The sequence below is a fragment of the Micromonospora sp. MA102 genome (genome assembly GCF_025460765.1).
GTDB lineage: Bacteria > Actinomycetota > Actinomycetes > Mycobacteriales > Micromonosporaceae > Micromonospora > Micromonospora halotolerans.
The window spans coordinates 152,559-178,945 of the sequence record NZ_JAMWEG010000012.1; the positions used below are offsets into that span (position 1 = coordinate 152,559).

Genomic DNA, 26,387 nt, shown 5'->3' on the forward strand with positions numbered 1-26,387 from the left:
GAGGAGTGAGCCGATCTTGCGAGCCCCGCAGTCGCGAACGGAGGTGGCCGGGTGAGCGCGAGGAGTGAGCCGATCTTGCGAGCCCCGCAGTCGCGAACGGAGGTGGCGCAGTGAGCGCGGACGGCGGAGCCGAGGAGGTGCTGGAGGGGTTGAGCCGGCACGCCCGCAAGCTGGTCGCCGAGCTGGCCGGCCCGGTGCGTCGGGTACGGCTGCGCAGCGGCGAGACCGTGCTGGAGGTCGAGTGGCACCACCCGGTCCCGCCGGCCCCCGCGCCGCGTGCCGAGGCCGACCCGGTCACCGCACCGCGGGTCGAGCCGGCTCCCGTGACGGAACGGCCGGCGGTGCGGGCGCCCGTGGTGGGCACCTTCTACCGCGCCCCCGAGCCCGGCGCCGCCCCGTTCGTGGTGGTCGGCGACGTGGTCCGCCCCGGCCAGGTGATCGGCATCGTGGAGGCGATGAAACTCATGAACGAGGTGGCCGCGGGCCAGGCCGGGCGGGTGGTCGAGGTGCTGGTGGAGGACGGCAAGCCGGTCGAGTACGACCAGCCCCTGATCGCCCTGGAACCGCTCACCGGACGGGACGCCTGATGTTCGAGAAGGTGCTGATCGCCAACCGGGGCGAGATCGCGTTGCGGGTGCTGCGCGCCTGCCGGGAGCTGGGCGTGCGGACCGTGGTGGTGCACTCCAGCGCGGACGCCGACTCGCTGCCGGTGCGGCTGGCCGACGAGACCGTCCAGATCGGACCGGCGTCCAGCCGGCAGAGCTACCTGAACGCCGCCGCGATCGTCGAGGCGGCCCGGCAGACCGGCGCGCAGGCCGTGCACCCCGGCTACGGCTTCCTCTCCGAGGACGCCGACTTCGCCGAGATCTGCGCCGAGAACGCGCTCGTCTTCGTGGGCCCGCCGCCGCAGGTGATGGCGGCCCTGGCGGACAAGTCCACGGCGCGGGCGCTGATGCGCCGGGCCGGCCTGCCGCTGCCGCCGGGCAGTGTGCGGACCCTGCCGACCGCCGCCGAGGCGCTCGACGTGGCCGCCGAGGTCGGCTACCCGGTGATCGTCAAGGCCGCCGCCGGCGGGGGCGGGCGCGGGATGACCGTGGTCCGCTCGGCCGCCGAGCTGCCCCGCGCGTACGCCCGCACCCGGGCCGCCGCCCAGGTCGCCTTCGGCGACGACCGGGTGTACGTCGAGCGGTACCTGGCCGACGCCCGGCACGTCGAGGTGCAGGTGCTCTGCGACGGCCACGGCAACGGCATCCACCTGGGCACCCGGGACTGCTCGGTGCAGCGCCGGCACCAGAAGCTCATCGAGGAGGCGCCCGCCCCGGCGCTGCGCCCGGCCACCCTGGACACCCTCGCGGAGACCGCGCTGCGCGGCGCCCTGTCGGTCGGCTTCAGCGGCGCCGGCACCGTCGAGTTCCTGGTGGACGAGGCGGAGCGCTGCCACTTCCTGGAGATCAACTGCCGGATCCAGGTGGAGCATCCGGTGACCGAGCTGGTCACCGGCATCGACCTGGTCCACGAGCAGCTGCACGTGGCTGCCGGCACGCCGCTGCGCTGGCGGCAGGAGGACGTCCGGCTGCGCGGGGTGGCCGTCGAGTGCCGGGTCAACGTGGAGGACCCGGACCGGGACTTCGCTCCCGCCCCCGGCCGGCTGGAGCGGTTCCGGCCACCCGGCGGCCCGTTCACCCGGGTGGACACCCACGGCCACGTCGGCTACCTGGTCAGCCCGCACTACGACTCCCTGCTGGCCAAGGTGGCGGTCTGGGCGCCGGACCGGGACGGCGCGCTGGACCGGCTCGACCGGGCGCTCGGCGAGTTCGAGGTGGCCGGCCCCGGCGTGCGCACCACCATCCCGTTCGCGCGGCGGGTGCTGCGCGACGACGCCTTCCGGGCCGGACGGCACACCACCGCCCTGGTCGACCGCCTGCTCCACCCGCCCACCGCCGACGCCGCGCCGGTCGCCGAGGTGGCCCCGCCCGCCGAACCGGCCGTGCCCACCCCCGTGCCCGACATCCGCGCCGACACCGACCCGGCCGGCCGCACTCCCGTCACCGCCGCGCCCGCCGCCGGCCCGAACGCCTGGAGGAACCCATGACCGTCGCTCCCGACCGACCGCTCACCAACGAGATCACCGACATCCTGGTGACCCATTGCGGCCTGGACGCCGACGCGGCCGCCCGCACCCCGGCCGCGAGCCTGGAGGAGCTGGGCATGGACTCGCTGGCGCTGCTCGAACTCTCCGCGGTCGTGGCGGACCGCTGGCGGGTGAAGATCCCGGAGCAGGCCGGGCAGCTCAGCATCGCCGGCGTCGCCGACCTGGTGGCCCGGAAGGCGGACCCGCCGGGGCACACCGAGAACGCCGTCGACATCGCCGCCCCGCTGCCGCTGGTCTGGGAGATCACCAACGACGTGGCCCGGTGGACCGAGCTGTTCACCGAGTACGCGGCGGTCGAGATCCTGCACCGGGAGGGCGACACCGTCCGGTTCCGGCTCACCATGCACCCCGACGAGAACGGCACGTCGTGGAGCTGGGTCAGCGAACGCACCGCCGATCCGGGCACCCGCGAGGTGCACGCCCGGCGGGTGGAGACCGGCCCGTTCGAGTACATGCGCATCCACTGGCGCTACGACGAGGTCGACGGCGGCACCCGGATGACCTGGGTGCAGGACTTCGCCATGAAGCCCACGGCGCCGGTCGACAACGCCGGCATGACCGAGCGGATCAACACCAACAGCAAGGTCCAGCTCGCCGTCATCAAGGAGCGGATCGAGCGGGCGCACGCGGGAGGCGCGCGATGACCGACACCTCCACGGCCCGGGTCTCCGTCCACGACGTCACCGCCGACCGGCGGCGCGGTGGCGAGCTGCGGGTGCTGCTCGGCCCGAAGACCGTCGGCAGCACCTCCGGCTTCATGGGGGTGGCCACCCTCGCGCCGGGGGAGCGGATCGCCGAGCACTACCACCCCTACAGCGAGGAGTTCCTCTACGTCGCCCGCGGCGCGATCACCGTCGACCTGGACGACCGGCCGGTGCCCGTCGCCGCCGGGGAGGCGCTGTTCGTGCCCAGGGACGTGCGGCACCGGCTGCGCAACACCGGCGACGAGCCGGCCGAGGTGGTCTTCCACCTCGGGCCGCTCGCCCCCCGCCCGGAACTCGGCCACGTCGACACCGAGGGCGCCCCACCACCCCGGAAACCGTCGTGACCGGCCGGCGGACCGTGGTCACCGGCGTCGGCGTCGTCGCACCCGGCGGCGCCACCCGGGACCGGTTCTGGAAGACCATCACCGAGGGGCGCACCGCCACCCGGCGGATCAGCTTCTTCGACCCGTCGCCGTTCCGCTCGCAAATTGCCGCCGAGTGCGACTTCGACCCGGACGCCGCCGGCATCACCCTCGCCGAGCGGCAGCGGGCCGACCGGTACGTGCAGTTCGCCCTGGCCTGCTCCGCCGAGGCGCTCGCCGACAGCGGCCTCACGCTCACCGACGCCGACCGGGAGCGGGCCGGCGTGGTGCTCGGCACCGCCGTCGGCGGCACCATGGCGCTGGAGAAGGAGTACGTGCGGGTCAGCGACTCCGGCCGGAACTGGCTGGTCGACCACACCCTCGGCGGGCCGTACCTGTACCAGGCGCTGATCCCGAGCAGCCTGGCCGCCGACGTGGCCTGCCGGCACGGCCTGCACGGCCCGGCGCAGGTGGTCTCCACCGGCTGCACGTCCGGCATCGACGCCATCGGGTACGCCCACCAGCTCGTCGCCGACGGCGAGGCGGACATCGTGCTGGCCGGGGCCGCCGACTCGCCGATCTCCCCGGTCACCGTCGCCTCGTTCGACGCCATCGGCGCCACCAGCCCGGACAACGACGACCCGGAGCACGCCTCCCGGCCGTTCGACGCCGACCGGCACGGCTTCGTCCTGGCCGAGGGCGCGGCCGTGCTGGTGCTGGAGGAGGCCGAGCACGCGCTGCGGCGGGGCGCGCACGTCTACTGCGAGGTCGCCGGCTACGCCAGCCGCAGCAACGGTTTCCACATGACCGGGCTGCGCCCCGACGGGGCGGAGATGGCCGTGGCGATCACCGACGCGCTGCGCCAGGCCCGGCTCGCCCCGTCGGCCGTGTCGTACGTCAGCGCGCACGGCTCCGGCACCCGGCAGAACGACCGGCACGAGACGGCCGCGTTCAAGCGGGCGCTGGGCGCGGCGGCGTACCGGGTGCCGATCAGCTCGATCAAGTCGATGGTCGGGCACTCGCTCGGCGCGATCGGCTCCATCGAGATGGCCGCGTGCGCCCTCGCGATCGAGTACGGCGTGGTGCCGCCGACCGCCAACTGGGCCACCCGGGACCCGGAGTGCGACCTGGACTACGTGCCCAACGAGGCCCGGGAGGTGCCGGTGGACGTGGCGCTGTCGGTGGGCAGCGGCTTCGGCGGCTTCCAGTCCGCGATGATCTTCCGCCGGCTGGCGGTTTACCCGTGAGCGCGAGGAGTGAGCCGGTGTTGCGAGCCCCGCAGTCGCGAACAAGGACAGCGCCGTGACGGCCCGGGCCGTGGTGACCGGGATCGGGGTGGTCGCCCCGACCGGTGTCGGCGCCGACGCGCACTGGGACTCGGTGCTCGCGGGCACCCGCCGCACGGGGCCGATCACCCTGTTCGACCCGGCCGGCTATCCGACCCGGGTGGCCGGGGAGGTGCCCGACTTCGACCCGGCCGGTTTCAGCGACACCCGGCAGCGGGTGCAGACCGACCGGTGGACGCACCTCGGCTTCGCCGCCACCCGACTGGCGCTGACCGACGCCGGCCTGCCCGACGAGGCGCCCGACCCGTACCAGTGGGCGGTCACCCTGGCCAGCTCCTCCGGCGGGAACCTGTTCGGGCAGAAGGAGCTGCAACGGCTCTGGGGCGGACCGAGCCGGACCGTCGGGGCGTACCAGTCGATCGCCTGGTTCTACGCGGCCAGCGTGGGGCAGCTCTCCATCCGGCACCAGCTCAAGGGGCCCTGCGGGGTGACCGTCTCCGAGTCGGCCGGTGGGCTGGACAGCCTCGCCCACGCGGTGCGGACCATCCGGCGCGGCACCCCGCTGGTGGTGGCCGGGGCGACCGAGTGCCCGCTCAGCCCGTACGCGCTGGCCTGCCAGCTCCGCTCCGGGCTGCTCAGCGACGTGGCCGACCCGGAGCGGGCGTACCGGCCGTTCGACACCGGCGCCGCCGGGTACGTGCCCGCCGAGGGCGGTGCCGTCTTCGTGGTGGAGGAGCTGGGACACGCCCTCGCGCGGGGCGCCCGGGTCTACGGGGAGATCACCGGCTGGGCGGCCACCCACGACGCGGCACCGACCGACCCGGAGGCCGGGCCGGACCCGACCCACTACGCCCGGGCGCTGCGGCTGGCCCTGGACCGGGCCGCGGTCCGCCCGCACGACGTGGACGTCATCTGGCCGGACGCGCTCGGCGTGCCCGCGTACGACCGGGCCGAGGCGGCCGCGCTGCGCGCGGTCTTCGGCGCGACGACCCCGCCGGTGACCACCCAGAAGCCGCTGACCGGCCGGGCCCACCAGGGCGGTTCGGCGCTGGACGCGGCCACCGCGCTGCTCGCCTTCCACCACGGCCTGCTGCCCGCCTCGGCCGGGCCGGAGCAGCCGGCGCCGGGCTGCGAGCTGACCTTCCTGCGCCGGCCGCGCCCGCCGCGCAGCCGCATCGCCCTGGTCGGGGCGCGCGGCTTCGACGGCTTCAACAGCGCGGTGGTCCTCCGCGGCGCGGCGCCTCCGCCGTCCGGGGGCGAGAGGTGAGGGGGCGCCGGGTCAGGACGGTCGGGCCAGGTACGCCGTCTTGACGTCGCCGGAGAACCCGCAGGCCCGGTAGAAGGCGTGGGTGGCGGGCCGGCGCGAGCCCGTCATGAGCATCGCCTTGTAGCAGCCCGCGTCCCACGCGGCCTGGAGCGTGCCGGCCATGATCTGCTTGCCCAGGCCGGTGCCGCGCCGCGATTCGTCGACGACGACGTTCTCGATGACGGCGTAGGGCGACGCCGATCGGGAAATGTTGGGAATCACGTTGAGGTACGTGGTGGCGACGACGACCCCGTCCAGTTCGAGGACGAACAGGTGCAGCGCCGGATTGCTCAGGATCTGCGCGAAGGCCCGTTCGTCGGATCCGTCGGTCAAACGGGGATCGTCGGGCTGCAATTGCCGGTAGAGGCGGATGATCTGCGCGAAGTCGCCGGGCCGGGCCACACGGAACATGCCGCGAGCGTAGACACCTGCCGGGCCGCACCGCACGCCGCCGAGCACAGCGTCGAGCGGCCGGCGGGGTACCGGGCCGGCGTGGCACCGATCCTGCCTGTCCGATCGAGCCTGAGCAATCCGTCCGGCCGCCCTTATTGATCTAGCCATTTGCATGTAGCAATGGATCCAACGGCTGTCGTACTGTTCCGTCAGCACCCCGGAGAACGCACGTGTTGGGCGTATTTCGCCCACTTCGAGGCTGGGCGGTGGGCGGTCGTGACAGCACATCCTATGGCGGAAGATCCTGTGTCGACAGACGCGAGTTGGGTGGACGACATTCTGTTCACCGGGCGTCCCACCGACATTTGTCTCCGCCTGCCCGAGCCGGTCGACAAGGCCACCCTGCGCCGACTCGTCGGCGAGGCGCAGACCCGGCTGTCCGGCGCCGGCCTGCGCCCCGGCGGCGCCGCCGCGCTGCGGCTGCCCCCGTCGCTGGCATACGTGGTGCACCTGCTGGCCACCTGGCGCACCGGCGCGCAGGCGATCCTGCTCGACCACCGGCTCACCGACCACGAGGTCGACAAGGCCCTGCGCCGGCTCACCCCGCAGGTGGTGGTCGCCCCGGTGCGGACCGGCGGCGGGGCGCTGCGGATCTTCGTCGACGTCACCGCGGGCGTCACGGCGTACGCGGACCGCCCGGCCGGCAGCCCGCACGCGGTGATCCAGCTCAGCTCCGGATCCACCGGGCCGTCCAAGGTGATCGGGCGCACCGCCGCGGACCTGGTCGGCGAGGTGCACCGCTACACCCGGATCGACGGGGTGGCGCTGCCCGGCGAGCGGATCGTCCTGCTGCCCTCCATGGTGCACGTGCTCGGCCTCGTCGGCGGCCTGCTCTACGGGCTGCACGCCGGCGTCGAGCTGTGCCCGCCCGAGCGGCTCAGCGGCGACGCGATCCTCGCCGCCGTCGGCGCCCAGGACAGCCCGGCCACCGTGCTCGGCGTGCCGTTCCACATCGGCCTGCTGGCCTCCACCGTGCCGTCCGGGCCGCTTCCGCAGCTCCGGCGGATGACCACCGGCGGCGAGCTGGTCCCGGCCGCCGTGGCCCGCGCCTTCACCGACCGCTACGGCGTCCCGCTCGGCAACATGTACGGGATGACCGAGGTCGGCGTCATCGGCACCGACCTGCACGGGGCGCACCGCCCGGCCATCGCCCCCGCCCCCGGCGTCCGGGTCTGCGAGTCCGGCGGTGAGCTGTGGGTGAGCTGCCCGGCCAACCCGTACGTCGGGCTCGCCGACCCGACCCGCTGGGCCGACGGCTGGCTGCACACCCGCGACGCCGGCGTGGTCGACCCGGGCACCGGGCTGGTCACCATCAAGGGCCGCCTCGACTCGCAGGTGTCGGTGGGCGGCATGAAGGTCGACCTCACCGAGGTCGAGGCCACCGTCGCCGAGCTGCCCGGGGTGACCGCCGCCGTGGTGGTCTGGGACGACGGCGTCACCGCGTACGTGCAGACCGACGGCTCGCTGTCCGAGGACACCCTGGACAAGCTGCTCGCCGAGCGCCTGGCCGGCTACAAGCGCCCCCGCACCCTGCACCTGCTCGACCAGCTGCCCCGCACCACCACCGGCAAGCTGGTCCGCTCCGCGCCGGCGCTCCGGGACGCCGCGTCATGACCGGCCCGCTACGCGAGGGCGACCTCGACCGGCCCGGCCGCCCCGGCGACCGCGACGGCGAGCACCAGGCCGGCCCCGCCGGCCGGATGGCCGACCCGCACCCCGGGACAGCCCGGGACCGGGCGCAGCAGCTCGCCGCCGTCCGGCGCGGGCATCCGGCGGCGCAGCCCGCCGTCGCGCAGCCCGGTGCCGAGCGCCTTGCCGACCGCCTCCTTGGCCGTCCACAGGCGCAGGAAGTCCAGCTCCCGCCCGGCCTCGGCCCGAGCGGCCAGCCAGGCCGCCTCGTCCGGGTCGTACCAGCGCCGGGCCAGCGGCGTGGCGGGCAGCGGCCGGCGCCGCTCGACGTCCACCCCGACCGGCCCGCCGGGCCGGGCGGCCACCACGACCATCCCGTCGACGTGGCTGACGCTGACCGGCAGCGTCCGCCCGCCGGCCGCGTACACCTCCGGGCGCCCGCCGGGCGCCCGTCCCACCCCGATCTCCGCCTCGGGCCGGCCGAGCAACGCGCCACCCGCGCGCCTCAGCAGCCGCCGCGCCAGCTCCCGCTGGTCGCCGGTGGTCCGGCCGGTCCACACGTACACGGTGTCCCGACCGGGCACCGGTAGCTGGTTCACGGAAAGAGGTTAACGCCATGCGAGACGAGGTCCGCGTCTTCGTCATCGAGCAGCTCGCCGACATGAACTACGACGTCGAGGACATCGACGACGACACCACCCTCGGCCCCTCCGGCGTCGACCTCGAGTCGCTGGCCCTGGCCGACCTCGCGGTCCGGGTCGAGGACCGGTACGGCCTGAAGTTCGCCGACGACGAGTCGGAGAAGCTGGCCCTCATGACGGTCGGCGAGTTCACCACGATGGTCGCCGACCGGGCGGCCGCGAACAGCGACAAGTCCTGATGACCGGTCAGCCCGACCTGGGGCGAGCTGACCTGGTGAGCATGCTCGCCGAACTGACCGCGAAACCCGTCGACCAGGTGCCCGACCGGATCGGCTCGATGGAGCTGGCCTGGCTCGTGCACCTCGTCGAGCAACGCTACGACCGCCGGCTGGAGCTGACCGACGACCAGCTCGCCGGCATCCGCACCGTCGACGACGCGCTGGCGGTGTTCCAGACCTCGCTGACCGTTCCCGCAGATGGCTGAGCGGGAGCCTGTACGGATCACCGGCGTCCACGCGCTCAGCGCCCTCGGCAGGGGCGCCGACGCGCTGCTCGCCGGGGTGCTCGCCGGCACCCCGGCGTTCACACCGGTGCGCCGCTTCGACACCGCCGGCCGCCGGGTCACCGTGGCGGCCACCCTGCCCGAGGTCGGCACCCTCGCCGACGAGCTGGCCGACGCGGTCGACCGTGCGTGCCGGGCGGCCGGCCTGGACCGCACGCACCGCGCGGGCGCCGCGCTGTTCCTGGCCGCGCACGGCGGTCCGCACTCCCTGCCGGCGCCCCGGGGACCGGACGGCGGGGACGCCGGGCCGGCGGTGCCGGCGCTCGCCGGCCACCTGGCCCGCCGCTGCGGCCTCGGGCAACGCACCCGCGTCTACACCACCGCCTGCGTATCGGCGAGCACCGCGGTCGCCGACGCCGCGACCCTGATCGGCCGGGGCGGCCTGGACCGGGTCGTGGTCGCCGCCGGCTACCTGGTCGAGCCGGACCAGTACGCCCTCTTCGACGCCGGCCGGGCGCTCGCCGCCGACGGCGCGGTCCGACCGTTCAGCGCCGGCCGGCAGGGCCTGCTGCTCGGCGACGGGGTGGTGGCCGTGGTCCTGGAGTCGGCCCGCGCCGCCGCCGGACGGGGCGCCCCGACGCTGGGGACCGTGGCGGGCTGGGGGCGGGCCGGCGACGCGTACCACCCGTGCCAGCCGCACCCGCGGGGGCTGGGCCTGGCCCGGGCGGTCGAGGCGGCGCTGCGCCGGGCCGGGCTGCCCGGCACGGCGGTGGGCTACGTCAACGCCAACGCCACCGGCACCCCGTACAGCGACGCGTCGGAGGCGGCGGCGCTGGGCCGGGTGTTCGGCGCGGCGGCCGGGCGGATCCCGGTCAGCTCCACGAAGGCGGTGCACGGGCACGCGCTGGAGGCGTCCGGCCTGCTCGAACTGGTGGTCACCGTGCTCGCGCTCGGGCACGGCAAGCTGCCGGTCAACGCCGGCTGGCTCGGCCCCGACGAGAGCTGCCCGCTGGACGTCGTCACCGACGCGCCGCGCCCGGCGGCCACCGCCCACGCGCTGACCCTCAACGCCGCGTTCGGCGGCGCGAACACCGCCCTGCTGGTCGGTGCGCCGTGACCGCCGCCGTGCTGGCCGAGGCGCGCTGGCCGGAGGCCGGTGACGGGCCGCCGCCGGCCGTGCCGGGCTTCGTGCACTCGGCGTTCGCGCCGCTGGTGGTGGCGGTGGCCGACCGCTGCCTGCGCGCCCGGTACGGCGCGGGGCCGCTGGCCGTCGGCAACCGCACGGCGGTGGTGCTGGTCAGCGCGAGCGGCGATCGGGCCAGCGCCGCGCACGTCCGGGCCACGGTCGCGGCCGGCGGCCGGGTCGGCCCGCTGTTCTTCTTCCAGTCGGTGCCGAACAGCGTGGCCGGGCACGTCGCGGCGCGCTGGGGACTGGACGGGCCGGTGGTGTGCCTGAGCCCGACGGGGGAGCCCCGGGCCGAGGGCACCGCCGAGGCGGACCTGCTGCTGTACGACGGCGACGCCGCGCAGGCGTTGCTGGTCCTGATCGAACAGGCACCGGACGGTACGCCGGGCGAGGCGACCGCGGTGCTGCTGGGGGAGGGAACACGTCAATGAGGACGAGGGGACTCCGCGGCGCCCTGGCGGCCGACACCGAGCTGGGCGCGGGGAACGTGCTCGCCCGGGTGCTGGCCCACGGCGCCGACCGGGACGGGCCCGGGCTCACCTTCGACACCGCGGTCGACGGCCACCCGGCCGAGACCCCGCTGACCCTGGGCCGGCTCGACGAGCTGGTCGCCGCCCGCGCCGCCTGGCTGCACGAGCGCGGGATCCGGCCGCGCGACCCGGTCGCCGTCTGGGCCGGTTCCGCCGCCGACATGGTGCTGTCGTTCCTGGCGCTGGCCCGGCTCGGCGCGATCCCGGCGCTGATGAACGGCCGGCTGCGCCCGGAGATCGCCGCCGAGTACGTCCGCCGGCTGCGCGCCGCCGGGGTGCTCGCCGACGCCGCGCACGCCGCCGCCCTGCGGGGGCACGACCTGGGCGCCCCCCTGCTCGGCGAGCCCGCCGAGGCGGGCGGCGGCGACCCGGCCGCGGCTCCGCCGCACTACCGGCACCACGACGACGACCCGGTCGTCATCACCCACACCTCCGGCACCACCGGGGTGCCGAAGGCGGTGCTGCACTCGCACGCCAGCCTCTTCGCCGCCACCCGGCACCTGCTCGCCATGCCGCAGGCGCAGGGCACCACCCGGATCCTCAACGCGCTGCCCGCCCCGCACACCGCGACGGTGCTGATGGTCAACCAGGCGCTGGGCAACCGGGCCGAGATGTACCTCCTCTCCGAGCAGGGCGGCGAGCGGGTGCTCGACGCGATCCAGCGCTGGCGGCCGGACGGCGTGTTCGGCTTCTCCGTCACCTGGGCCGAGCTGGCCCGCTTCGACCTGTCCGCGTACGACCTGGAGTCGGTGCGGCTGTGGTTCAACACCGGCGACTGCTCGCACGAGCCGCACGTGCGTCGGCTGGTCAAGGTGGGCTCGCGGGACGTGATGACCCGCGACGGGGTGACCCGGGTGCCCGGCTCGGTCTTCATCGACGGGCTCGGCTCCAGCGAGATGGGCCACTCGATGTTCCACGTCACGCACACCGTCGACACCGACCGGTACGGCCGCTGCGTCGGGCGGCCGTACCGGTTCACCCGGGTGGCCGTGCTCGACGAGGCGGGCAACGAGCTGCCGCCCGGGCAGGTCGGCTGGCTGGGCATCGACTCGCCGTCGCTGTTCCGCGGCTACTGGAACGACTCGGTCACCACCTACCGGTCCCGGCTGCGCGGCTGGTACCTCACCGGCGACCTGGTCCGCGCCGACGCCGACGGCCGCTACTACCACCTCGACCGGGCCGTGGACTCCGTCGAGACGGGCGACGGGAAGCGCTTCTTCACCGCGCTGTCCGAGGAGCGGATCCTCGCGGCCTGCGCCGACGTCACCGACTGCACCGTGGTGATCGTCTCCGAGGGTGGCACGGTGGGTCGACCACTCCGGCTCGGCGCGCCTGACGCCGCGCCGCGACCCGGAGCAGTCGTGACCGACGTGCTGCTGGAGCTGGCCGCCGGGGCGGACCCGGCCGAGGACCGTACCGCGCGCATCCGGGCCGCGATCGGGCCGGACCTGGCCGCCACGCTGCGCCGGGTGGTGCCGGTGCGCGCCGACGACATCCCGGTCACCGTGACCGGCAAGGTCCGCAAGGTCGCGCTGCGCGAGCGCTATCTCGCCGAGGCCCCGTCATGAGCGCCGTCATCACCGGCATGGGGCTGTTCACCCCGGCCGGCCGGGGCGTCGAGGAGACGTTCGCGGCGCTCACCACCGGACGGTCCGGGCTGTGCCGGCCGCCCGAGGGGCACCCGGCTCGGGGCAGCCTCGAGGTGGCCGGGATCCTGCCGGACATCGACCCGCGCAGCGTCGCCTCGGGCCCGGAGACCAAGGTGCTCGACCGGGTCGTGCTGCTCGCCCTGATCACCGCGGCCGAGGCGCTCGCCGACGCCGGCATCGAGGTGGGACGCGACGTCGACCCGGACCGGATCGGGGTGATCGTCGGTGGGGTCGGCGGGATGTCCACCCTGGAGAGCCAGGTCCTGGCCCGCGCCGCGCGGGGCCGGGCGGCCGTCAGCCCGTACTTGCTCACCGGCATCCTGCCGAACATGCCGTCGGCCCGGATCGCCATCGCCCACGGCATCCGGGGCTACAGCTCCGCGGTGGGCACGGCCTGCGCCTCCGGCGCCCAGGCGGTGGCCGACGGGGTACGCCTCATCCGGGCCGGCGAGGCCGACGTGGTGGTCTGCGGGGCGAGCGAGGCGCCGCTGTTCCCGACCTTCGCCGACACCTTCGGCAACGCCCGGGCCCTGGCCCGCGGCTGGGACGACCCCACCGAGGCCAGCCGACCGTTCGACAAGCGGCGCAACGGGTTCGTGCTGGCCGAGGGGGCGGCGCTGCTGGTGCTGGAACGCGCCGAGCACGCCGCCGCCCGGGGGGTCACCGGCTACGCCGAGGTCGCCGGCTACGGGGTGAACACCGACGCCCACCACCCGACCGCGCCCCGGCCGGACGGCGCGGGGGCGGCCGCGTGCATGCGCCGGGCGCTGGCCGGCGGGGGCGTGACGCCGGCCGACGTCGGCTACGTCAACGCGCACGGCACCGGCACCAAGCTCGGCGACATCGCCGAGACCACCGCCCTCGCCGCGGTGTTCGGCGCCGGCGGGGTGCCGGTCAGCTCCACCAAGGCGCTCACCGGGCACCTGCTCGGCGCCTCCGGCGTGCTGGAGGCGGCGGCCACCGCTCTCGCCCTCGCGCGCGGGCTGCTCCCGCCCACCTACCACCTCGACGACCCGGACCCGGACTGCGAGGCGGACCACGTCCGCGCCGCACCCCGGGAGACCCGGGCCGAGCACGCGCTGACCAACTCGTTCGGGTTCGGCGGCCAGAACGTCAGCCTGCTGCTGCGCCGCAACTGATCGGACGCCACCCCGGGCGGACGCCCGGGTCGCAGTCACGGGGGGAACAGGGGGAAAGGCTACCTATGGACATCAATGGAATAGACCACATCGAGCTGTACGTCGGAGACGCCCGCCAGGCCGCCTTCTACTTCGACACGGCCGTCGGCTTGCGGGTGCGGGGCCAGGGCGGCCCGGAGACCGGGCTGGCCGGGCAGCGCTCGCTGCTGCTTCAACAGGCCGACATCCGGATGGTGCTCACCACCGGGCTGACCGCCGAGCACCCGGCGTCGACGTACGTGCACCGGCACGGCGACGGCATCGCCGTGGTGGCCCTGGAGGTCGACGACGCCGCCGGCGCGTACGCGGAGCTGGTTGCCCGGGGCGCGACCGCGGTGACCGCGCCGCGCACCTTCACCGGCGCGGACGCCGAGGTGGTGACCGCCGAGGTGGGCGGCTTCGGCGACGTGCTGCACCGCCTGGTCGAGCGGCGCGGCGACCGGACGCGGTTCCTGCCCGGGGCGATCGAGGAGCTGCCCGGCGGCGGCGGCACCCGGCTGCTCGCCGAGATCGACCACCTGGCGGTCTGCGTGCCGCCGGGCCAGCTCGACGAGACGATCGGGCACTACGAGAAGGTCTTCGGCTTCGCGCAGATCTTCGAGGAGCACATCGAGGTCGCCGGGCAGGCGATGAACTCGAAGGTGGTGCAGAGCCCGTCCGGGCGGGTCACCCTCGTGCTGCTGGAGCCGGACACCGGCCGGCGGCCCGGGCAGATCGAGGACTTCCTGCGCTGGCACGCCGGCGCCGGGGTGCAGCACCTCGGGCTGCGCACCGACGACATCGTCACGGCGGTCGGCGCCCTCGCCGGCCGGGGGGTGCGCTTCGCCGGCACCCCGAACGCCTACTACGACGACCTGGAGCGGCGGGTCGGGAAGGTGGACGCGCCGCTGGACCGGCTGCGCGACCTGAGCATCCTGGTCGACTCCGACCACGACGGCCAGCTGCTGCAGATCTTCACCGAGTCGATGCACGTGCGCCGCACCCTCTTCCTCGAACTCATCGAGCGGCGCGGGGCGCGCACTTTCGGCAGCGGCAACATCAAGGCGCTCTACGAGGCCAAGGAACGCGAACTCGCCGCGGCGGGGGCGACCCCCGCCGTCGCGGCCGGGACGGCAGGAGGGGTTCGGGCATGACCACGACACATCCGGCACTGACCGCCGAGGAGGAGGCGCTGCTGCCGTCCGAGTCCGACGTGCGGCACTACGCCGAACACGGCTGGTACCTGAGCGGGAAGCTGCTCACCGACGAGGAGGTGGACACGCTCGCCGCCGCGACCGACCGCTACTACGGCGGGGAGCGGGACCGGCGGCTGCCCGTCCGCCCGCCGAAGCTGGCCTACTGGGAGCCCGCCAAGGGCGACGTGCAGCGGCACAACGACTACGTGCACCACGAGCACGACGCCATCGGCCGGATCCTGCGCAAGCCGCTCATCGGTGCGGTCGCCGCCCGGCTCGCGCGGGCCGGCGAGATCCGGATCTTCCAGTCCACCCTGATCCACAAGCCGCCGATCTCCGGTGAGCCGTCCAACATCGTGCCCTGGCATTTCGACAAGCACTACTGGGCGTCGTCCTCCTCGGAGAACATGCTCACCGCGTTCATCCCGTTCCACGACTGCGGCGAGGAGATGGGCACCATCACCATCGTCGACGGGTCGCACCGCTGGCGGGAGATCGGCGCCGACGACACCGTGGTGCGGCACTTCGCCGACCGGGACCGCGACCAGCTGGAGGCGATGCTCGCCGAGAACGCCGCCCACAACGGCGCGGAGATCCGCAAGGTCCCCATGGTGATCCCGAAGGGACACATGAGCTTCCACCACTGCCGCGTCTACCACGGCAGCGGGGCCAACGTGAGCGGCCGACCCCGCCAGGCCATCTCGCTGCACCTGCAGGACGGCGCCAACGCCTGGCGGGAGTATCCGCTCTCCGACGGCACGCTCGCCGCGTACAACCACGACGTGCTGGTCCGCCGCACCCCGGAGGGCCGGCCGGACTACGCGGATCCCGCATTCTGCCCGGTCATCTGGCGCGGCCGCGCCCCGCAGGGAGGCTGAACATGTCACGGTACGACTGGGGTCGGACGCACCCGGGCATCGAGCGGCTGGAGCGGGCGGTGACCGACCGCCGCGACGTGGTGGTCAAGCACCCGCTCTACGCCAACCTGGACACCCACGAGGCGCTTGTCACCTTCATGGGGCGGCAGGAGTGCGCCGACACGGTCAACGACGCGCTCGCCGCCCGGGCGCGGCTGTGGGACGGCATCCTGGCCGCGATCAAGGAGGGTCGTCCGGCGTGACCGGTCCCGACCCGGTCGGCCTCTACCGGACGGTCCGGCTGATCCGCCGCTTCGAGGAGCGGGCCATCGAGCTGGTCGACGCCGGGGAGATCGTCGGCGGCATCCACCCGTACCTCGGGCAGGAGGGCGTCGCCGCCGGGGTCTGCGCGGCGCTGCGCGCCGCCGACCTGGTGACCGGCACCCACCGCGGGCACGGGCACGTCCTGGCCAAGGGCGCCGACCCGGCCCGGATGCTCGCCGAGCTGTGCGGCCGGGTCACCGGGCTCAACCGGGGCCGGGGCGGGTCGATGCACGCCGCGGACTTCGGCGTCGGGGTGCTCGGCGCCAACGCCATCGTCGGGGCCGCCGGCGCGATCCTCACCGGAGCGGTGTGGGCGCGCCGGCGGCGCGGCGACGACGTGGTCGGGGCGACCTTCTTCGGCGACGGCGCGGTCAACGAGGGGATGCTCCTCGAAGCGTTCAACCTGGCCGCGCTCTGGCGGGTGCCGGTGCTGTTCGTCTGCGAGAACAACGGCTACGCCACCACCATGCCGGTCGGGGGCGCGGTCGCCGGCACCATCGCCGGCCGCGCCGCCGCCTTCGGCATGCCGGCGGTCGCCGTCGACGGCCAGGACCCCGAGAAGGTACGCGAGGTCACCGCCGCCGCCGTCGCGCGGATGCGCGCCGGCGGCGGCCCGGAGCTGGTCGAGGCCCGCACCTACCGGTTCGACGCCCACCACACCTTCGAGCACCGGGTACGCCTCGACTACCGCCCGCCCGAGGAGGTGGCCGCCGCACGCCGCCGGGACCCCGTGCGCATCCAGGGCGGCCGGCTGCCCGCCGGGGCGCGGGCGGCGGTCGACGCCGAAATCGAGGCCACCCTCGCCGCGGCGGTGGACTTCGCGCTGGCCGGCCCGGCGCCCGACCCCGCCACCGCCCTCGACCACCTGTACGCCAGCGGGCTCACCGCCCGGACCGGAGGTGGCTGATGCCCCGGCTCTCCTACCGCCGGGCGCTCACCCGGGCGCTCGCCGACGAGATGACCCGCGACGAGTCGGTCTTCCTGCTCGGCGAGGACATCCGGGTGGCCGCCGCCAGCGTCACCACCGGCCTGCTGAAGAGGTTCGGCCCCGGGCGGGTCCTCGACACGCCCCTGTCCGAGCAGGCGTTCACCAGCTTCGCCACCGGCGCCGCGCTGGCCGGGGCACGCCCGGTGATCGAGTTCCAGATCCCGTCGCTGCTCTTCCTGGTCTTCGAGCAGATCGTCAACCACGCCCACAAGTTCCCGCTGATGACCGGCGGCCAGTGCGCCGTGCCGGTCACCTACCTGGTGCCCGGCTCCGGCTCCCGCACCGGCTGGGCCGGGCAGCACTCCGACCACCCGTACAGCCTCTTCGCCCACGTCGGGGTGACCACCGTGGTGCCGGCCACGCCGGCCGACGCGTACGGGCTGCTGGTCTCGGCGATCCGCTGCGACGACCCGGTGGTGGTGTTCGCCCCCGCCGGGGCCCTCGACGTGCGGGCCGACGTCACCGACCTCGCCCCGGTGCCGCTGGGCCGGGGCGTGGTGTGCCGCCCGGGCGCCGACGTCACGGTGGTCGCCGTCGGGCACCTGGTGCACGACGCGCTGGTCGTCGCCGACGAACTGGCCGGCCAGGTCTCGGTGGAGGTCTTCGACCCGCGCACGCTGTACCCGTTCGACTGGGACGGGCTGCTCGACTCGGTGTCCCGCACCGGGCGCCTCGTGGTGGTGGACGACTCCAACCGGTCCTGCGGCATCGCCGGGGAGATCATCGCCACCGTCGTCGAGCGGGTCCCGCTCGCCGCGCCGCCGCGCCGGGTCACCCGGCCGGACGGCGCGGTGCTGCCCTTCGCGCCCGCCCTCGACCGGGCCGTGCAACCCGGCCGCGACCAGCTCACCGCCGCCATCCAACTGACCTGTAAGGACGGATGAACGATGGACCCGAACTATCCGTGGCCGCCCGCCGGGCAGGCGTGGACCGACCTGCCCGAGTCGACCCGTACGGCGATGGTCGCGGCCGGCGCCGGCGCCTGGGAGAAGATCTTCCACGGCCGGGCCACGTACAACAAGCAGTGGCGGCTCGCCCGGCCACCGGTGCTCACGGCCGACGCGTTCCGGGAGCTCAACGAGGTGTGCGACCGGATCGTCCAGCTCATCCTGGAGGCCTGCCGGCGCCGGGCCCGCACCGCCGGTGACCTGCGCCGGCTGCTCGACGTGCCGGTGGGGGAGACCCGGCTGCTGGACGAGGACGAGCCGCTGCACGAGGGGCTGCTCGCCGCGTACCGGCCCGACGTGCTGTTCTCCGGCGGCGTGCCGTGCATCGTGGAGTACAACATCGACAGCAGCCTCGGCGGCGGCTTCGACGCCGACACGGTGATCTACCGGTACGCCGAGCTCTACCGCGAGCACGGCCTGCTCGACGGCCGGGCGGTCCGGCCCGCGCCGTCCCTGCTCGACCAGCGGTTCGTGGCCATCCGGGACACCCTCGGCCTGCCCGACGGCGCCCGCGTGGCGCTGCTCATGGACTTCGACGCCGAGTACCCGGGCCTCGACGATCCCGACACCTTCATCCGGATCCTCTCGCCGCTCGCCGACCAGGCCGCGCGCTTCGGCATCGACCTGGTCATCGCCCCGGTCCGCACGGCCACCCTGGACGAGCACCGGCGGCTCGTGGTCGGCGGCGCCCCGGTGGACGCGCTGTTCCGGCTCTTCGTGCCCAACCGGGTCACCCCCAGCTCCGGCCTCGACGCGGTGGCCGGCGCCCTCGCGGCCGGCACCCTGCCGATGTTCGTCAGCAGCGCCGCCTGGCTGCTCAGCAACAAGCTCAACTACGCCTGGCTGTGGGCCGACCTGGACCTGCTGGCCGAGGCCGACCAGGCGCTGATCCGCCGGTACGTCCCGCACACCGTGGCGCTCACCGCCGACCAGCTCGACCGGGCCCTCGCCGAGCAGGCCGACCTGGTCGCCAAGCCGGCCGGCGGCTCGGCGGGGCACGGGGTGCTGATCGGCCGGACGATGAGCCCGGTGGCCTGGGAGGACGGGGTCCGCGCCGCCATCGACGCGGGCGGCAACATCCTCCAGCGCTACCACGAGGCCGACCGGGTGGCCATGGACTTCGTGCAGATCGAGACCGGGGAGACGGTCACCGCCGAGGTCCCCTACAGCCTCGCCCCGTACCTGTTCGGCCGGACCGGCTCCGGCGCCCTGGCGCGGGTCGGCTACCCGGGCTGCGAGGAGGTCCTCAACCTGGCCCGGGGCGTCCTCATGACCGGCATCCTCCTGACCGACTGACCCCGGCTCGTCACTGTCGGGTGGCCGGTGCGGTGGGGGTGGTGAAGAAGGCGGCGATGGGGTTGACGAGCTTCGGGGGCGCGACGGCGATGCCGTTGTGGGCGCTGCCCGGGACGCGCATGGTCCGGGCCCGGGGGAGGGCGGCGGCCAGCAGGTCGTTGATCTCGGTGAAGTAGGGGGCGGCCCGGGCGCCGCTGACCAGCAGCACCTCGGCGGTGATCCGCCCGTACTCCGCGGCCGGCCCCTCGTGCGCCTGGATCTGCCGCGACTCGGCCAGCGTCATCCCCACCAGGCTGCCCATCGTCCGACCGACTTCGGTGCGCAGGAACGCCCGGCAGATCGCGGTGCGCACGGCGAGGGGCAGCCGCGACGCGGCTGACTGCGGGTTGACGGCCGCCCCCACGATCGCCAGCGCCCGCGCCGGGTCACCGGCCCGGATCGCCTCCTCGGCCGGGTCGAGGAACGCGGTGGGCAGGCCGTGCCCGGCCAGGCGGAGCGGCAGGTCGTAGAGGGCGATCTGGTCCAGCGGCAGCCGGAGCGCGGCCCGCAGGACGACGAACGCGCCGTAGCTGTGCCCGATGGCCCGGCGGGCGCCGGTGTGTGCGAGGACCGCGCCGAGGTCGTCGATCTCCTGCTCCACCGTGTACGGCTCGCGCCGCGCCGCCGCGTCCGCCCGGCCCCGCCGGTTGTACAGGTGGACGGTGAACCGGTCGGCGAGCCGCGCGGCCAGCCGCCGGTATTCGTGGATGGTGACCCCGCCCCCGTGCACCAGCACGAGATCCGGTCCCGTGCCCCTCGAGTGCAGGACGATCCCCGCGCCGTCCGGTGCCGTGATCCGCTGCATGACTGCTCCCTCCGACCCCGCAAAACCGCGAACGCTGTTTGCAGTTTACAGTGGGTGTCGTGAGCGGCGCATCCACCGATTCCGAGGAGCCCGGCAAGCGGTCCGTCTGGACCCGGCCGCAGCGCGGCGCCCGCGGCCCCGCCCCGACGCACAGCCGGGACGAGATCGTCGCCGCCGCCGTCGCGCTGGCCGACGCCGACGGGCTGGGCGCCGTGTCGATGCGCGCGGTCGCCGGTGCGCTCGGGATGGCCGCCGGCTCGCTCTACCGGCACCTGTCCTCCCGCGACGACCTGCTGGACCTCATGGTCGACCGGTGCGCGGGCGAGCTGCGGCCGTACCCGGCCGACGACGACGGAACGTGGCAGGACCGGTTCCTCCGGCTGGCCCGCCGCCAGCTCGCGCTGTACCGGCGGCACCCGTGGCTGCCCGACGCCATCGCCCGGCCCACCGCCCCGGGCCCGAACACCCTGGCCCACTTCGACGCCTGCCTGCGCCTGCTGCAACCGGTCCGAACCGGGGTCGCCGCGAAGTTCGAGGCCATCGCCATGGTCACCGGCGTGGTCTCGCTCTTCGCCCGCGCCGCGGCGGCCGCCGGGACGGTCACCTTCGACCGCGTCGACCTGGCGGCGTACCCGCATCTGGCCGCCGCGTTCGCCGAACCCCCGTCCCCGCCGCCCGACCGGGACCTCTTCGAGCGCACCCTGCGCAGCCTGCTGGCCGGCCTGCTCACCACCGACCCCACCTGACCCGCAGGCTGAGCCGCGCCGGGGATCCGGGCCGCGCGGGCGGGTCAGGCCGGTTCGGCGGTCGTCCCCAGGTGGGCGCCGAGCACGCGGAGGGTCTCCGTGGTGGCGACCGCGTCGCTGCGGGCGCTGCCGTGCCGGCCGTCGCTGCTGTACAGCGACGGATCCACGACGAGCGGGTGGTCGGTCAGATGCACGTGCAGCGTGCCCAGCCGTTCCGCCAGCCGCCGGGTGTGGGCGGACAGCCGGCGCATCCGCTCACCGAGGCCGGCTCGCAGCGGGTCGGGCACCGCCGGGCTGTGCGACACGTCGAACATGCCGACCGTGATGACGTCCGCCCCGGCGCCCTGGAGCGCGGTGACCATCGCGGTCAGCTCCGCGTCCACCGCCTCCGGGTCGTACGCGGGCCGGAACGCGTCGTTGCCGCCGCACACCACCAGCGCCAGGTCCGGCGCGAACTCCAGCGCCGGCGCCAACTGGGTGGCCCGCACCTCGTGCGCGCGCAGCCCGCGCCGCCCCAGGTTCCGGTACGCCAGCTCCGGCCGCGCCGCGCGCAGCTCCGCACCGATCCGGTCGGCCCACTGGAGATCCGGGTAGCCGTCGACCGGCTCGCACATCCCCTCGGCCACGCTGTCGCCCAGCACCACGAACCGCCGCCACGGGTGCCCCCGCAGCAGCTCGGCGGCCTCACCCGGGCGCAGGCACCACGGATCCGTCGCTTCGGTCACCGTCGATCCCATCCCCGCACGCTAACCCAGCCGTGCCGGATCCGTCGATCATGAGGCCGGCGCCCGCGGACCGGCGACAATGGCGGGATGCAGGTGGCGGTGTGCGGGCCGGCGGAGGCGACGTCGGAGGAACGGGCGCAGGCCCGGCGGGTGGGGGAGCTGCTGGCCGGGCGCGGCGCCACCGTGCTGTGCGGCGGAGGCGGCGGGGTGATGGCCGCAGTCGCCGCCGGCGTGCGGGACCGCGCCGGCCTGGTCATCGGGGTACGCCCCGACGACGGCACCGTCCCCGCCCCCGCCGAGCTGTCCGCCTCGGTGGTCACCAACATGGGTCAGGCCCGCAACGCCATCCTCGTGTGGAGCGCGGACGCGGTGATCGCCGTCGGCGGCTCCTGGGGGACGCTCAGCGAGGTGGCGCTGGCCCTGCGGCGGGGCGACATCCCAGTGGTGGTGCTCGGCGGCTGGCGCGTCGTGGACGCCCGCGGTGTCCCGGTCCCCGGCCCGGTCCACGCGGTCACACCCGAGGACGCCGTGCGCCTGGCCCTCGGGAACCGGCCGGAACCGGCCCCTCCGCGCCCGACCGCGACCTGACGGCCGCCGCCGCGGTGAGCAGCGCCGACGCGGTGGCCGCCGCGGCGTGGACCTGGTGTGCGACGGTCGGCTCCCGGGCCGGCGGCACGAGCGGCCGGCCCAGGGCGAACACCATGAGCAGCGCGGTCGCCGCGAGGAGGGTCGCCGGGCCCCGAGGCGTGACCCCGACGGGTGCCGGGCGTCCGGTCAGCCCAGCAGCGCGAGCAGATCCCCGGGCCGGGCCGCGCTGACATCGGCCGCCTCCGCCGGGTCGTATTGGTGGCCCCAGGCCGCGGCGACCGCCACGGCGCCGCTATCCCGGGCGGCCCGCAGGTCCAACGGCGAGTCACCCACGTACGCGGCGCGGGCCGGGTCCACGCCCAGCCGCCGGCAGGCCAGCTCGACGCCGTCGGGCGCCGGCTTGGGCCGGGCCACCTGGTCACCGCCGAGGACCACCCGGAAACGGCCGAGCAGGCCGACCCGGTCGAGCAGGATCCGGGCCGCCCGGTGGCTCGCGCCGGTGAACACGCCCACCGGCACCCGGGCGGCGACCTCGGCGAGCACCTCCGCCACCCCGGGGTAGACGGTGACCCGCTCGGCGAGCGCGGCCAGCTGGGCGTGGTAGGCGGCCAGGTCCGCGTCGGTGGCCGGCCGCCCCAGCAGGTGGGTCAGCAGGTCGGCCGGCGAACCGAGCGAGTAGCCGGCGATGACGTCGGCGTCGGTGTGCTCCGGCCCGCCGCCGGCCCGCACCGCCGCGCGGTAGGCCGCGGGCACCACCTCGTGCGACTCGATCAGCGTGCCGTCCATGTCGAAGACGATGCCGGCCACCGGCACGGTCATGCGGTCTCCGCCCGGTGGGCGGCGGCCAGCCGCTTCGGGGCGCGCGCGTGCCACGCCTCGGTGACCAGCTCGGTCAGCTCGTCGACCCCGATCCGGTCGAGCCGGACCAGCACCGCCGGGTAGCCCTCGAAGTGCGGCGTGGTGAAGTAGACCTCGGGGTCGTCGGCGAGCAGGGCCTCCTTGGCGCCCAGGTCGGGCACCCGGGCGCCCAGGATCGGGCCGTCGGGCGCGGCGTCACCCAGCGCGTCGAGGTCGGCGCGGCGCAGCGGGCGTTCCCAGACGAACAGCTTGTCGCGCACCCGCCAGGCGGGCAGGTCGTCGTGCGAACCGCGCTCGGTGGTCTCCGGCAGGGCCAGCGCGATCCGCCGGACGTCGTCCCAGGTGGCCATGGGCCGACCCTACGCCGACCCACCGACACCCCCTGACAGATCGGCCGCGGGGACCTCGGCGGCCGCTGCGGTCGCGGGACATGCCGAAAATCGTCTACTCCCGGACCCTTGAGCACGCCGACTGGAACACCACCGTGGTGCGCGAGGTCGACCCCGAGGAGGTGCGGGCGCTCAAGGAGCAGCCGGGCGGCGACCTGGCCCTCGGCGGCGCGGCAACGGCGTCGTGGAACTCCGCTACCGCTGACCGCGCCCGCGGCCGGCGTGCAGAGGGCCGGGCGGCGCAGGGGTGCGACGCGTCAGGCCGGGGTGGAGGCCACCGGTTCCGCCGCCGGCCGATCGGCGGGCGGGCGGGCCACCAGCAGCGGCGCCACCGTGAGCACCAGGCAGGCCACCGCCATCACGAGCAACGCCGGGGTCAGCCCGAGCACCGCCACCGACCAGCCGCCGAGCAGCGCCCCGACGGGCAGGCCCAGGAAGGCCACCGAGCCGGAGATACCCAGCACCCGGGTCTGCAGCGACTCCGGCACCCGCTCGTAGAGGGTCGCGCCGAGCAGCGGGTTGACGGCCGCGATCGCGATGCCGGACACGAACGTCACGACGAGCACCACCACCAGGTCGTCGCTGAGCGCCAGGGCGAGCAGCCGGGGCGCGCCGCTGAGCGCCAGCCCCAGCGCGAACGTCGTCCCCCGGGGCAGCCGGGTGCCGGCCACGGTGAAGAGCAGGTTGCCCAGCAACGCGCCGGCGGAGAACATCCCCAGCAGCAGGCCGAACCCGGCCGGGTCGCCGAGCACCCGGTCCACCCAGAGCGGGATCCACACGGCGACGCTGGCGTTGGCGAACATGTTCGACGCGGAGACCACGATCAGCATGGTCAGCAGCGTGCGGTCGGTGCGCAGGTAGGCGAAGCCGCCGCGCAGCGCCCGCAGGTAGCTCTCCCGGGGCGCCGGCTGGGCAACTGCGGGCGGCCGGACCAGCAGGCCGATCACCAGCGCGCACGCCGCGAACGTCGCCGCGTCGATCCAGATCGCCCGGGTCACCCCCACCCAGTCGATGAGCAGCCCGCCGAGCACCGCGCCGAACAGCGTCATGCCCCGGGCCAGGCCGTCGTAGGCGGAGGTGAGCCGGATGAGCGGCACCCCGGCCCGCTCGGCGGCCGGCTTGAACAGCACGTGCTTGACCCGGTCGCCGATGCCGCGCAGCCCGCCGGCCACCGCGACCAGCACCAGCAGCGTGCCGAACCCCAGCCAGGGGGCCAGCGCCACGACGGCCATGGCGGCCGCGCTGGCCGCGTCCACGGCGACCGAGGTACGGCGTACCCCGAAGCGGTCCGCCCACGGGGTGGCCAGCGCGCTGGAGAGCATGTACGGCAGGGTCTCCGCCGCCGCGACCAGGCCCATCCGGGTCGGGCTGCCGGTGGTCTCCAGCACCAGCCAGGGGATCGCCACCACCGAGATCCGGGTGCCCAGGTTGGACAGCAGGTCGGCGCCGACCAGCGTGTAGAGCTCCCGGCGCGGGGTCACGCCGGGCTGCCGATGGCCGTGCCCAGCGACTCGGCGTCGGCCGGGTGGGCGGCGGCGTACCGGGCGCGCAGGGCGCGCTTGTCGACCTTGGCGGAGCGGTTCAGCGGCAGCGCGTCCAGGAACTCCACGGCGCCGGGCGCCCAGGTCTCGCTCAGCTCCCGGGTGACCAGCCCGATCAGCTCCTCCCCGGTCACCGTGGCCCCCGGCGCGGGCACCACGTACGCGTGCGGCAGCTCCCCGGCAACCGGGTCCGGCACGCCGATCACCGCGGCGGCGCGCACCTGAGGGTGGGCGGCGAGCATGTCCTCGATGGGCCGGGAGTAGATCGGCCAGCTCCGCTGGCGGGTGAGGATCCGGTCCTGGAGCCGGTCGACCAGGTAGAGGTAGCCGTCGTCGTCGAGGTGGCCGATGTCGCGGGTGCGCACCCAGCCGTCGACGAGCGTCTCGGCGGTCAGCTCCGGCTGCCCGTGGTAGCCGGCGAAGCTCAGTTTGGTGCGAGCCCACACCTCGCCGTCCACACCGGCCGGCAGCACCCGGCCGTCGGCGTCGCGGATCTCCACGGCCACGTCCCCGTACGGGCGGCCGCACGAGCGCAGCCGCTCCGGGTGCTCGGGGTCCTCGGTGAGCCCGGGCAGGGCGCAGATCACCACGGCCTCGCTGAGCCCGTACACGATGCGCAGGCACGGGCCGAAGCGGGCGATCGCCTGGCGCAGCCGGGCGGGCGCGGCGGGCCCGGCGCCCACGTTGAACATGAACATGGCCGAGAAGTCGGCGCCGTCGAGGGCCGGGTGGTCGAGCACCTCGTAGAGCATCGGCGGGGTGACGAACGTGGACGTCAGCTTCTCGGCGTCCACGGTCCGGATGAACGCGGCCGGGTCCCACTGCTCGCGCAGGAACAGCACCCCGCCGGTGAACAGGTTGAACAGGGTGGTGATCTGGCCGCTGGCCAGCCACATGGGCGAGTGGGACAGGTGCCGCAGCAGCGGGAAGCCGGCCGACCGGAAGTCGGCGGCCAGGGCGAGGATCTGCCGGTAGAAGCACTCCCGGTGGTGCACCAGCTTCGGGGTGCCCGTGGTGCCGCTGGTCTGGAGGAACGACTCCGGGGCGGGCGGCGCGGCGGGCAGGTCGGCCGGTTCGCCGGCGGCGGCCGTGAGGTCCGGGCCCGCGCCGCCGGGCCCGAGGCAGAGCACCGGTACGGTCAGCCCGGCCGCGATCCCCGCGCCGAGCGGGTCGCGCGGGTCGTGCACGAACGCGTCGGGCCGGGCCAGCGCGACGAACTCGTCGATCTCCCGCCGGGAGGTGACCGGGGCGACCCACATGCTCCGGCAGCCCAGCAGGTGCAGCGCGAGCTGGAGCAGCGGCCCCTCCAGCGTGTTGCCGAGCATCACGAGCACCGCGTCCCCGGGGCGTACGCCGTGCCGCAGCAGCGCGCCGGCCAGGCCGCGCACCTCGGCGGCGACCTCGGGGTAGGTGAGCCGGCGGCCCCCGCCGACGAGCGCCTCCCGGTCGCCGAACCCGGCGAGCAGGTCCAGCGCCTCGTGCACGTAGTTCGGCCGGTCGGTCATCGGGCAGCCCCCATCGTGGTCCGGGG

28 protein-coding genes and 1 pseudogene are annotated in these 26,387 nt (G+C 75.3%); 21 read left to right on the top strand and 8 right to left on the bottom strand.

From position 1 onward, the window contains the following. The first annotated feature begins 110 nt into the window (after window positions 1–110). From accB to NFX44_RS23235, 6 genes are read left to right on the top strand one after another with little or no spacing between them, the layout of a single operon-like run. Window positions 111–587, top strand: coding sequence for an acetyl-CoA carboxylase biotin carboxyl carrier protein (accB, locus tag NFX44_RS23210; RefSeq protein WP_262285691.1), 477 nt, complete (start codon window positions 111–113; stop codon window positions 585–587). Beyond that, window positions 587–2,092: an acetyl/propionyl/methylcrotonyl-CoA carboxylase subunit alpha gene (locus tag NFX44_RS23215; protein WP_262285692.1), complete on the top strand. Its 1,506-nt coding sequence runs from the start codon at window positions 587–589 to the stop codon at window positions 2,090–2,092. Before accB ends, NFX44_RS23215 begins: the two co-directional genes overlap by 1 nt. Beyond that, window positions 2,089–2,796 (top strand): SRPBCC family protein, encoded by a 708-nt coding sequence (locus NFX44_RS23220; RefSeq protein ID WP_262285693.1) that lies wholly within the window; start codon window positions 2,089–2,091, stop codon window positions 2,794–2,796. Before NFX44_RS23215 ends, NFX44_RS23220 begins: the two co-directional genes overlap by 4 nt. Further along, window positions 2,793–3,200, top strand: a complete 408-nt coding sequence (locus NFX44_RS23225) for a cupin domain-containing protein (protein WP_262285694.1) — start codon at window positions 2,793–2,795, stop codon at window positions 3,198–3,200. The genes NFX44_RS23220 and NFX44_RS23225 overlap by 4 nt, the downstream gene beginning before the upstream one ends. After that, window positions 3,197–4,465, top strand: a complete 1,269-nt coding sequence (locus tag NFX44_RS23230) for a beta-ketoacyl synthase (protein WP_262285695.1) — start codon at window positions 3,197–3,199, stop codon at window positions 4,463–4,465. The genes NFX44_RS23225 and NFX44_RS23230 overlap by 4 nt, the downstream gene beginning before the upstream one ends. Window positions 4,466–4,520: 55 nt before the next feature. Further along, window positions 4,521–5,771 carry a beta-ketoacyl synthase N-terminal-like domain-containing protein gene (locus tag NFX44_RS23235; RefSeq protein ID WP_262285696.1) on the top strand — a complete coding sequence of 417 codons (1,251 nt, stop codon included), beginning with the start codon at window positions 4,521–4,523 and terminating at the stop codon, window positions 5,769–5,771. Between the two features lie 12 nt (window positions 5,772–5,783). Here the strand turns inward: NFX44_RS23235 and NFX44_RS23240 are convergent, their stop codons facing one another. Then, a complete protein-coding gene (locus NFX44_RS23240; RefSeq protein ID WP_262285697.1) occupies window positions 5,784–6,269 on the bottom strand; it encodes a GNAT family N-acetyltransferase in 486 nt (161 codons plus the stop codon). Window positions 6,270–6,494: 225 nt separating this feature from the next. Here NFX44_RS23240 and NFX44_RS23245 point away from each other — a divergent pair, with 225 nt between their 5' ends. Next, on the top strand, window positions 6,495–7,877 hold the full coding sequence (locus NFX44_RS23245) for a class I adenylate-forming enzyme family protein (protein WP_262285698.1): 1,383 nt from the start codon (window positions 6,495–6,497) through the stop codon (window positions 7,875–7,877). Between the two features lie 8 nt (window positions 7,878–7,885). On the opposite strand, the gene NFX44_RS23250 is transcribed toward NFX44_RS23245, so the two are convergent. Then, complete coding sequence (locus tag NFX44_RS23250) at window positions 7,886–8,491, bottom strand: 4'-phosphopantetheinyl transferase superfamily protein (RefSeq protein ID WP_262285699.1); 606 nt, start codon at window positions 8,489–8,491, stop codon at window positions 7,886–7,888. Window positions 8,492–8,508: 17 nt separating this feature from the next. Here NFX44_RS23250 and NFX44_RS23255 point away from each other — a divergent pair, with 17 nt between their 5' ends. The 12 genes and pseudogenes from NFX44_RS23255 (at window position 8,509) to NFX44_RS23310 (ending at window position 19,165) form a co-directional block, all read left to right on the top strand. Further along, window positions 8,509–8,772 (top strand): acyl carrier protein, encoded by a 264-nt coding sequence (locus NFX44_RS23255; protein WP_262285700.1) that lies wholly within the window; start codon window positions 8,509–8,511, stop codon window positions 8,770–8,772. Beyond that, window positions 8,772–9,017 (top strand): acyl carrier protein, encoded by a 246-nt coding sequence (locus tag NFX44_RS23260; RefSeq protein ID WP_262285701.1) that lies wholly within the window; start codon window positions 8,772–8,774, stop codon window positions 9,015–9,017. The genes NFX44_RS23255 and NFX44_RS23260 overlap by 1 nt, the downstream gene beginning before the upstream one ends. Continuing rightward, entirely contained in the window at window positions 9,010–10,152 is a 1,143-nt protein-coding gene (locus NFX44_RS23265; RefSeq protein ID WP_262285702.1) for a beta-ketoacyl synthase, read from the top strand. Before NFX44_RS23260 ends, NFX44_RS23265 begins: the two co-directional genes overlap by 8 nt. Then, window positions 10,149–10,652 carry a beta-ketoacyl synthase chain length factor gene (locus tag NFX44_RS23270; RefSeq protein ID WP_262285703.1) on the top strand — a complete coding sequence of 168 codons (504 nt, stop codon included), beginning with the start codon at window positions 10,149–10,151 and terminating at the stop codon, window positions 10,650–10,652. Before NFX44_RS23265 ends, NFX44_RS23270 begins: the two co-directional genes overlap by 4 nt. Beyond that, a complete protein-coding gene (locus NFX44_RS23275; RefSeq protein ID WP_262285704.1) occupies window positions 10,649–12,319 on the top strand; it encodes a class I adenylate-forming enzyme family protein in 1,671 nt (556 codons plus the stop codon). Before NFX44_RS23270 ends, NFX44_RS23275 begins: the two co-directional genes overlap by 4 nt. After that, complete coding sequence (locus NFX44_RS23280) at window positions 12,316–13,539, top strand: beta-ketoacyl synthase (RefSeq protein WP_262285705.1); 1,224 nt, start codon at window positions 12,316–12,318, stop codon at window positions 13,537–13,539. The genes NFX44_RS23275 and NFX44_RS23280 overlap by 4 nt, the downstream gene beginning before the upstream one ends. Before the next feature lie 65 nt (window positions 13,540–13,604). Next, window positions 13,605–14,711 (top strand): 4-hydroxyphenylpyruvate dioxygenase, encoded by a 1,107-nt coding sequence (gene hppD / locus NFX44_RS23285; RefSeq protein ID WP_262285706.1) that lies wholly within the window; start codon window positions 13,605–13,607, stop codon window positions 14,709–14,711. After that, window positions 14,708–15,631 carry a phytanoyl-CoA dioxygenase family protein gene (locus tag NFX44_RS23290; RefSeq protein WP_262285707.1) on the top strand — a complete coding sequence of 308 codons (924 nt, stop codon included), beginning with the start codon at window positions 14,708–14,710 and terminating at the stop codon, window positions 15,629–15,631. The genes hppD and NFX44_RS23290 overlap by 4 nt, the downstream gene beginning before the upstream one ends. Window positions 15,632–15,633: 2 nt before the next feature. Continuing rightward, window positions 15,634–15,771: pseudogene (locus NFX44_RS23295) on the top strand (heme oxygenase); the annotation flags it as partial. Window positions 15,772–15,869: 98 nt separating this feature from the next. Beyond that, window positions 15,870–16,841 (top strand): thiamine pyrophosphate-dependent dehydrogenase E1 component subunit alpha, encoded by a 972-nt coding sequence (locus NFX44_RS23300; RefSeq protein WP_262285708.1) that lies wholly within the window; start codon window positions 15,870–15,872, stop codon window positions 16,839–16,841. Further along, a complete protein-coding gene (locus tag NFX44_RS23305; protein WP_262285709.1) occupies window positions 16,841–17,806 on the top strand; it encodes an alpha-ketoacid dehydrogenase subunit beta in 966 nt (321 codons plus the stop codon). The genes NFX44_RS23300 and NFX44_RS23305 overlap by 1 nt, the downstream gene beginning before the upstream one ends. 3 nt (window positions 17,807–17,809) lie before the next feature. Continuing rightward, window positions 17,810–19,165 carry a hypothetical protein gene (locus NFX44_RS23310; protein WP_262285710.1) on the top strand — a complete coding sequence of 452 codons (1,356 nt, stop codon included), beginning with the start codon at window positions 17,810–17,812 and terminating at the stop codon, window positions 19,163–19,165. Between the two features lie 10 nt (window positions 19,166–19,175). Here the strand turns inward: NFX44_RS23310 and NFX44_RS23315 are convergent, their stop codons facing one another. Continuing rightward, on the bottom strand, window positions 19,176–20,009 hold the full coding sequence (locus NFX44_RS23315; RefSeq protein WP_262285711.1) for an alpha/beta fold hydrolase: 834 nt from the start codon (window positions 20,007–20,009) through the stop codon (window positions 19,176–19,178). Between the two features lie 59 nt (window positions 20,010–20,068). On the opposite strand from NFX44_RS23315, the gene NFX44_RS23320 reads away from it, so the two are divergent. Next, window positions 20,069–20,755, top strand: a complete 687-nt coding sequence (locus NFX44_RS23320) for a TetR/AcrR family transcriptional regulator (RefSeq protein ID WP_262285712.1) — start codon at window positions 20,069–20,071, stop codon at window positions 20,753–20,755. Window positions 20,756–20,799: 44 nt separating this feature from the next. Here NFX44_RS23320 and NFX44_RS23325 read toward each other — a convergent pair whose 3' ends face one another. Next, window positions 20,800–21,492, bottom strand: a complete 693-nt coding sequence (locus tag NFX44_RS23325) for an SGNH/GDSL hydrolase family protein (protein WP_262285713.1) — start codon at window positions 21,490–21,492, stop codon at window positions 20,800–20,802. A gap of 75 nt (window positions 21,493–21,567) precedes the next feature. Between NFX44_RS23325 and NFX44_RS23330 the strand changes: the two genes are divergently transcribed. Next, window positions 21,568–22,068 carry an LOG family protein gene (locus tag NFX44_RS23330; protein WP_262285714.1) on the top strand — a complete coding sequence of 167 codons (501 nt, stop codon included), beginning with the start codon at window positions 21,568–21,570 and terminating at the stop codon, window positions 22,066–22,068. 186 nt (window positions 22,069–22,254) lie between these two features. On the opposite strand, the gene NFX44_RS23335 is transcribed toward NFX44_RS23330, so the two are convergent. The 4 genes from NFX44_RS23335 to NFX44_RS23350 form a co-directional block, all read right to left on the bottom strand. Continuing rightward, window positions 22,255–22,887, bottom strand: a complete 633-nt coding sequence (locus NFX44_RS23335) for an HAD family hydrolase (RefSeq protein ID WP_262285715.1) — start codon at window positions 22,885–22,887, stop codon at window positions 22,255–22,257. Then, a complete protein-coding gene (locus NFX44_RS23340) occupies window positions 22,884–23,276 on the bottom strand; it encodes an MmcQ/YjbR family DNA-binding protein (protein WP_262285716.1) in 393 nt (130 codons plus the stop codon). The genes NFX44_RS23335 and NFX44_RS23340 overlap by 4 nt, the downstream gene beginning before the upstream one ends. A 296-nt stretch (window positions 23,277–23,572) precedes the next feature. Continuing rightward, entirely contained in the window at window positions 23,573–24,796 is a 1,224-nt protein-coding gene (locus NFX44_RS23345) for an MFS transporter (protein WP_262285717.1), read from the bottom strand. Then, the gene (locus NFX44_RS23350; RefSeq protein WP_262285718.1) at window positions 24,793–26,361 is read right to left on the bottom strand and encodes a class I adenylate-forming enzyme family protein; all 1,569 of its coding nucleotides are present in this window, start codon (window positions 26,359–26,361) and stop codon (window positions 24,793–24,795) included. Before NFX44_RS23350 ends, NFX44_RS23345 begins: the two co-directional genes overlap by 4 nt. Window positions 26,362–26,387 lie beyond the last annotated feature (26 nt).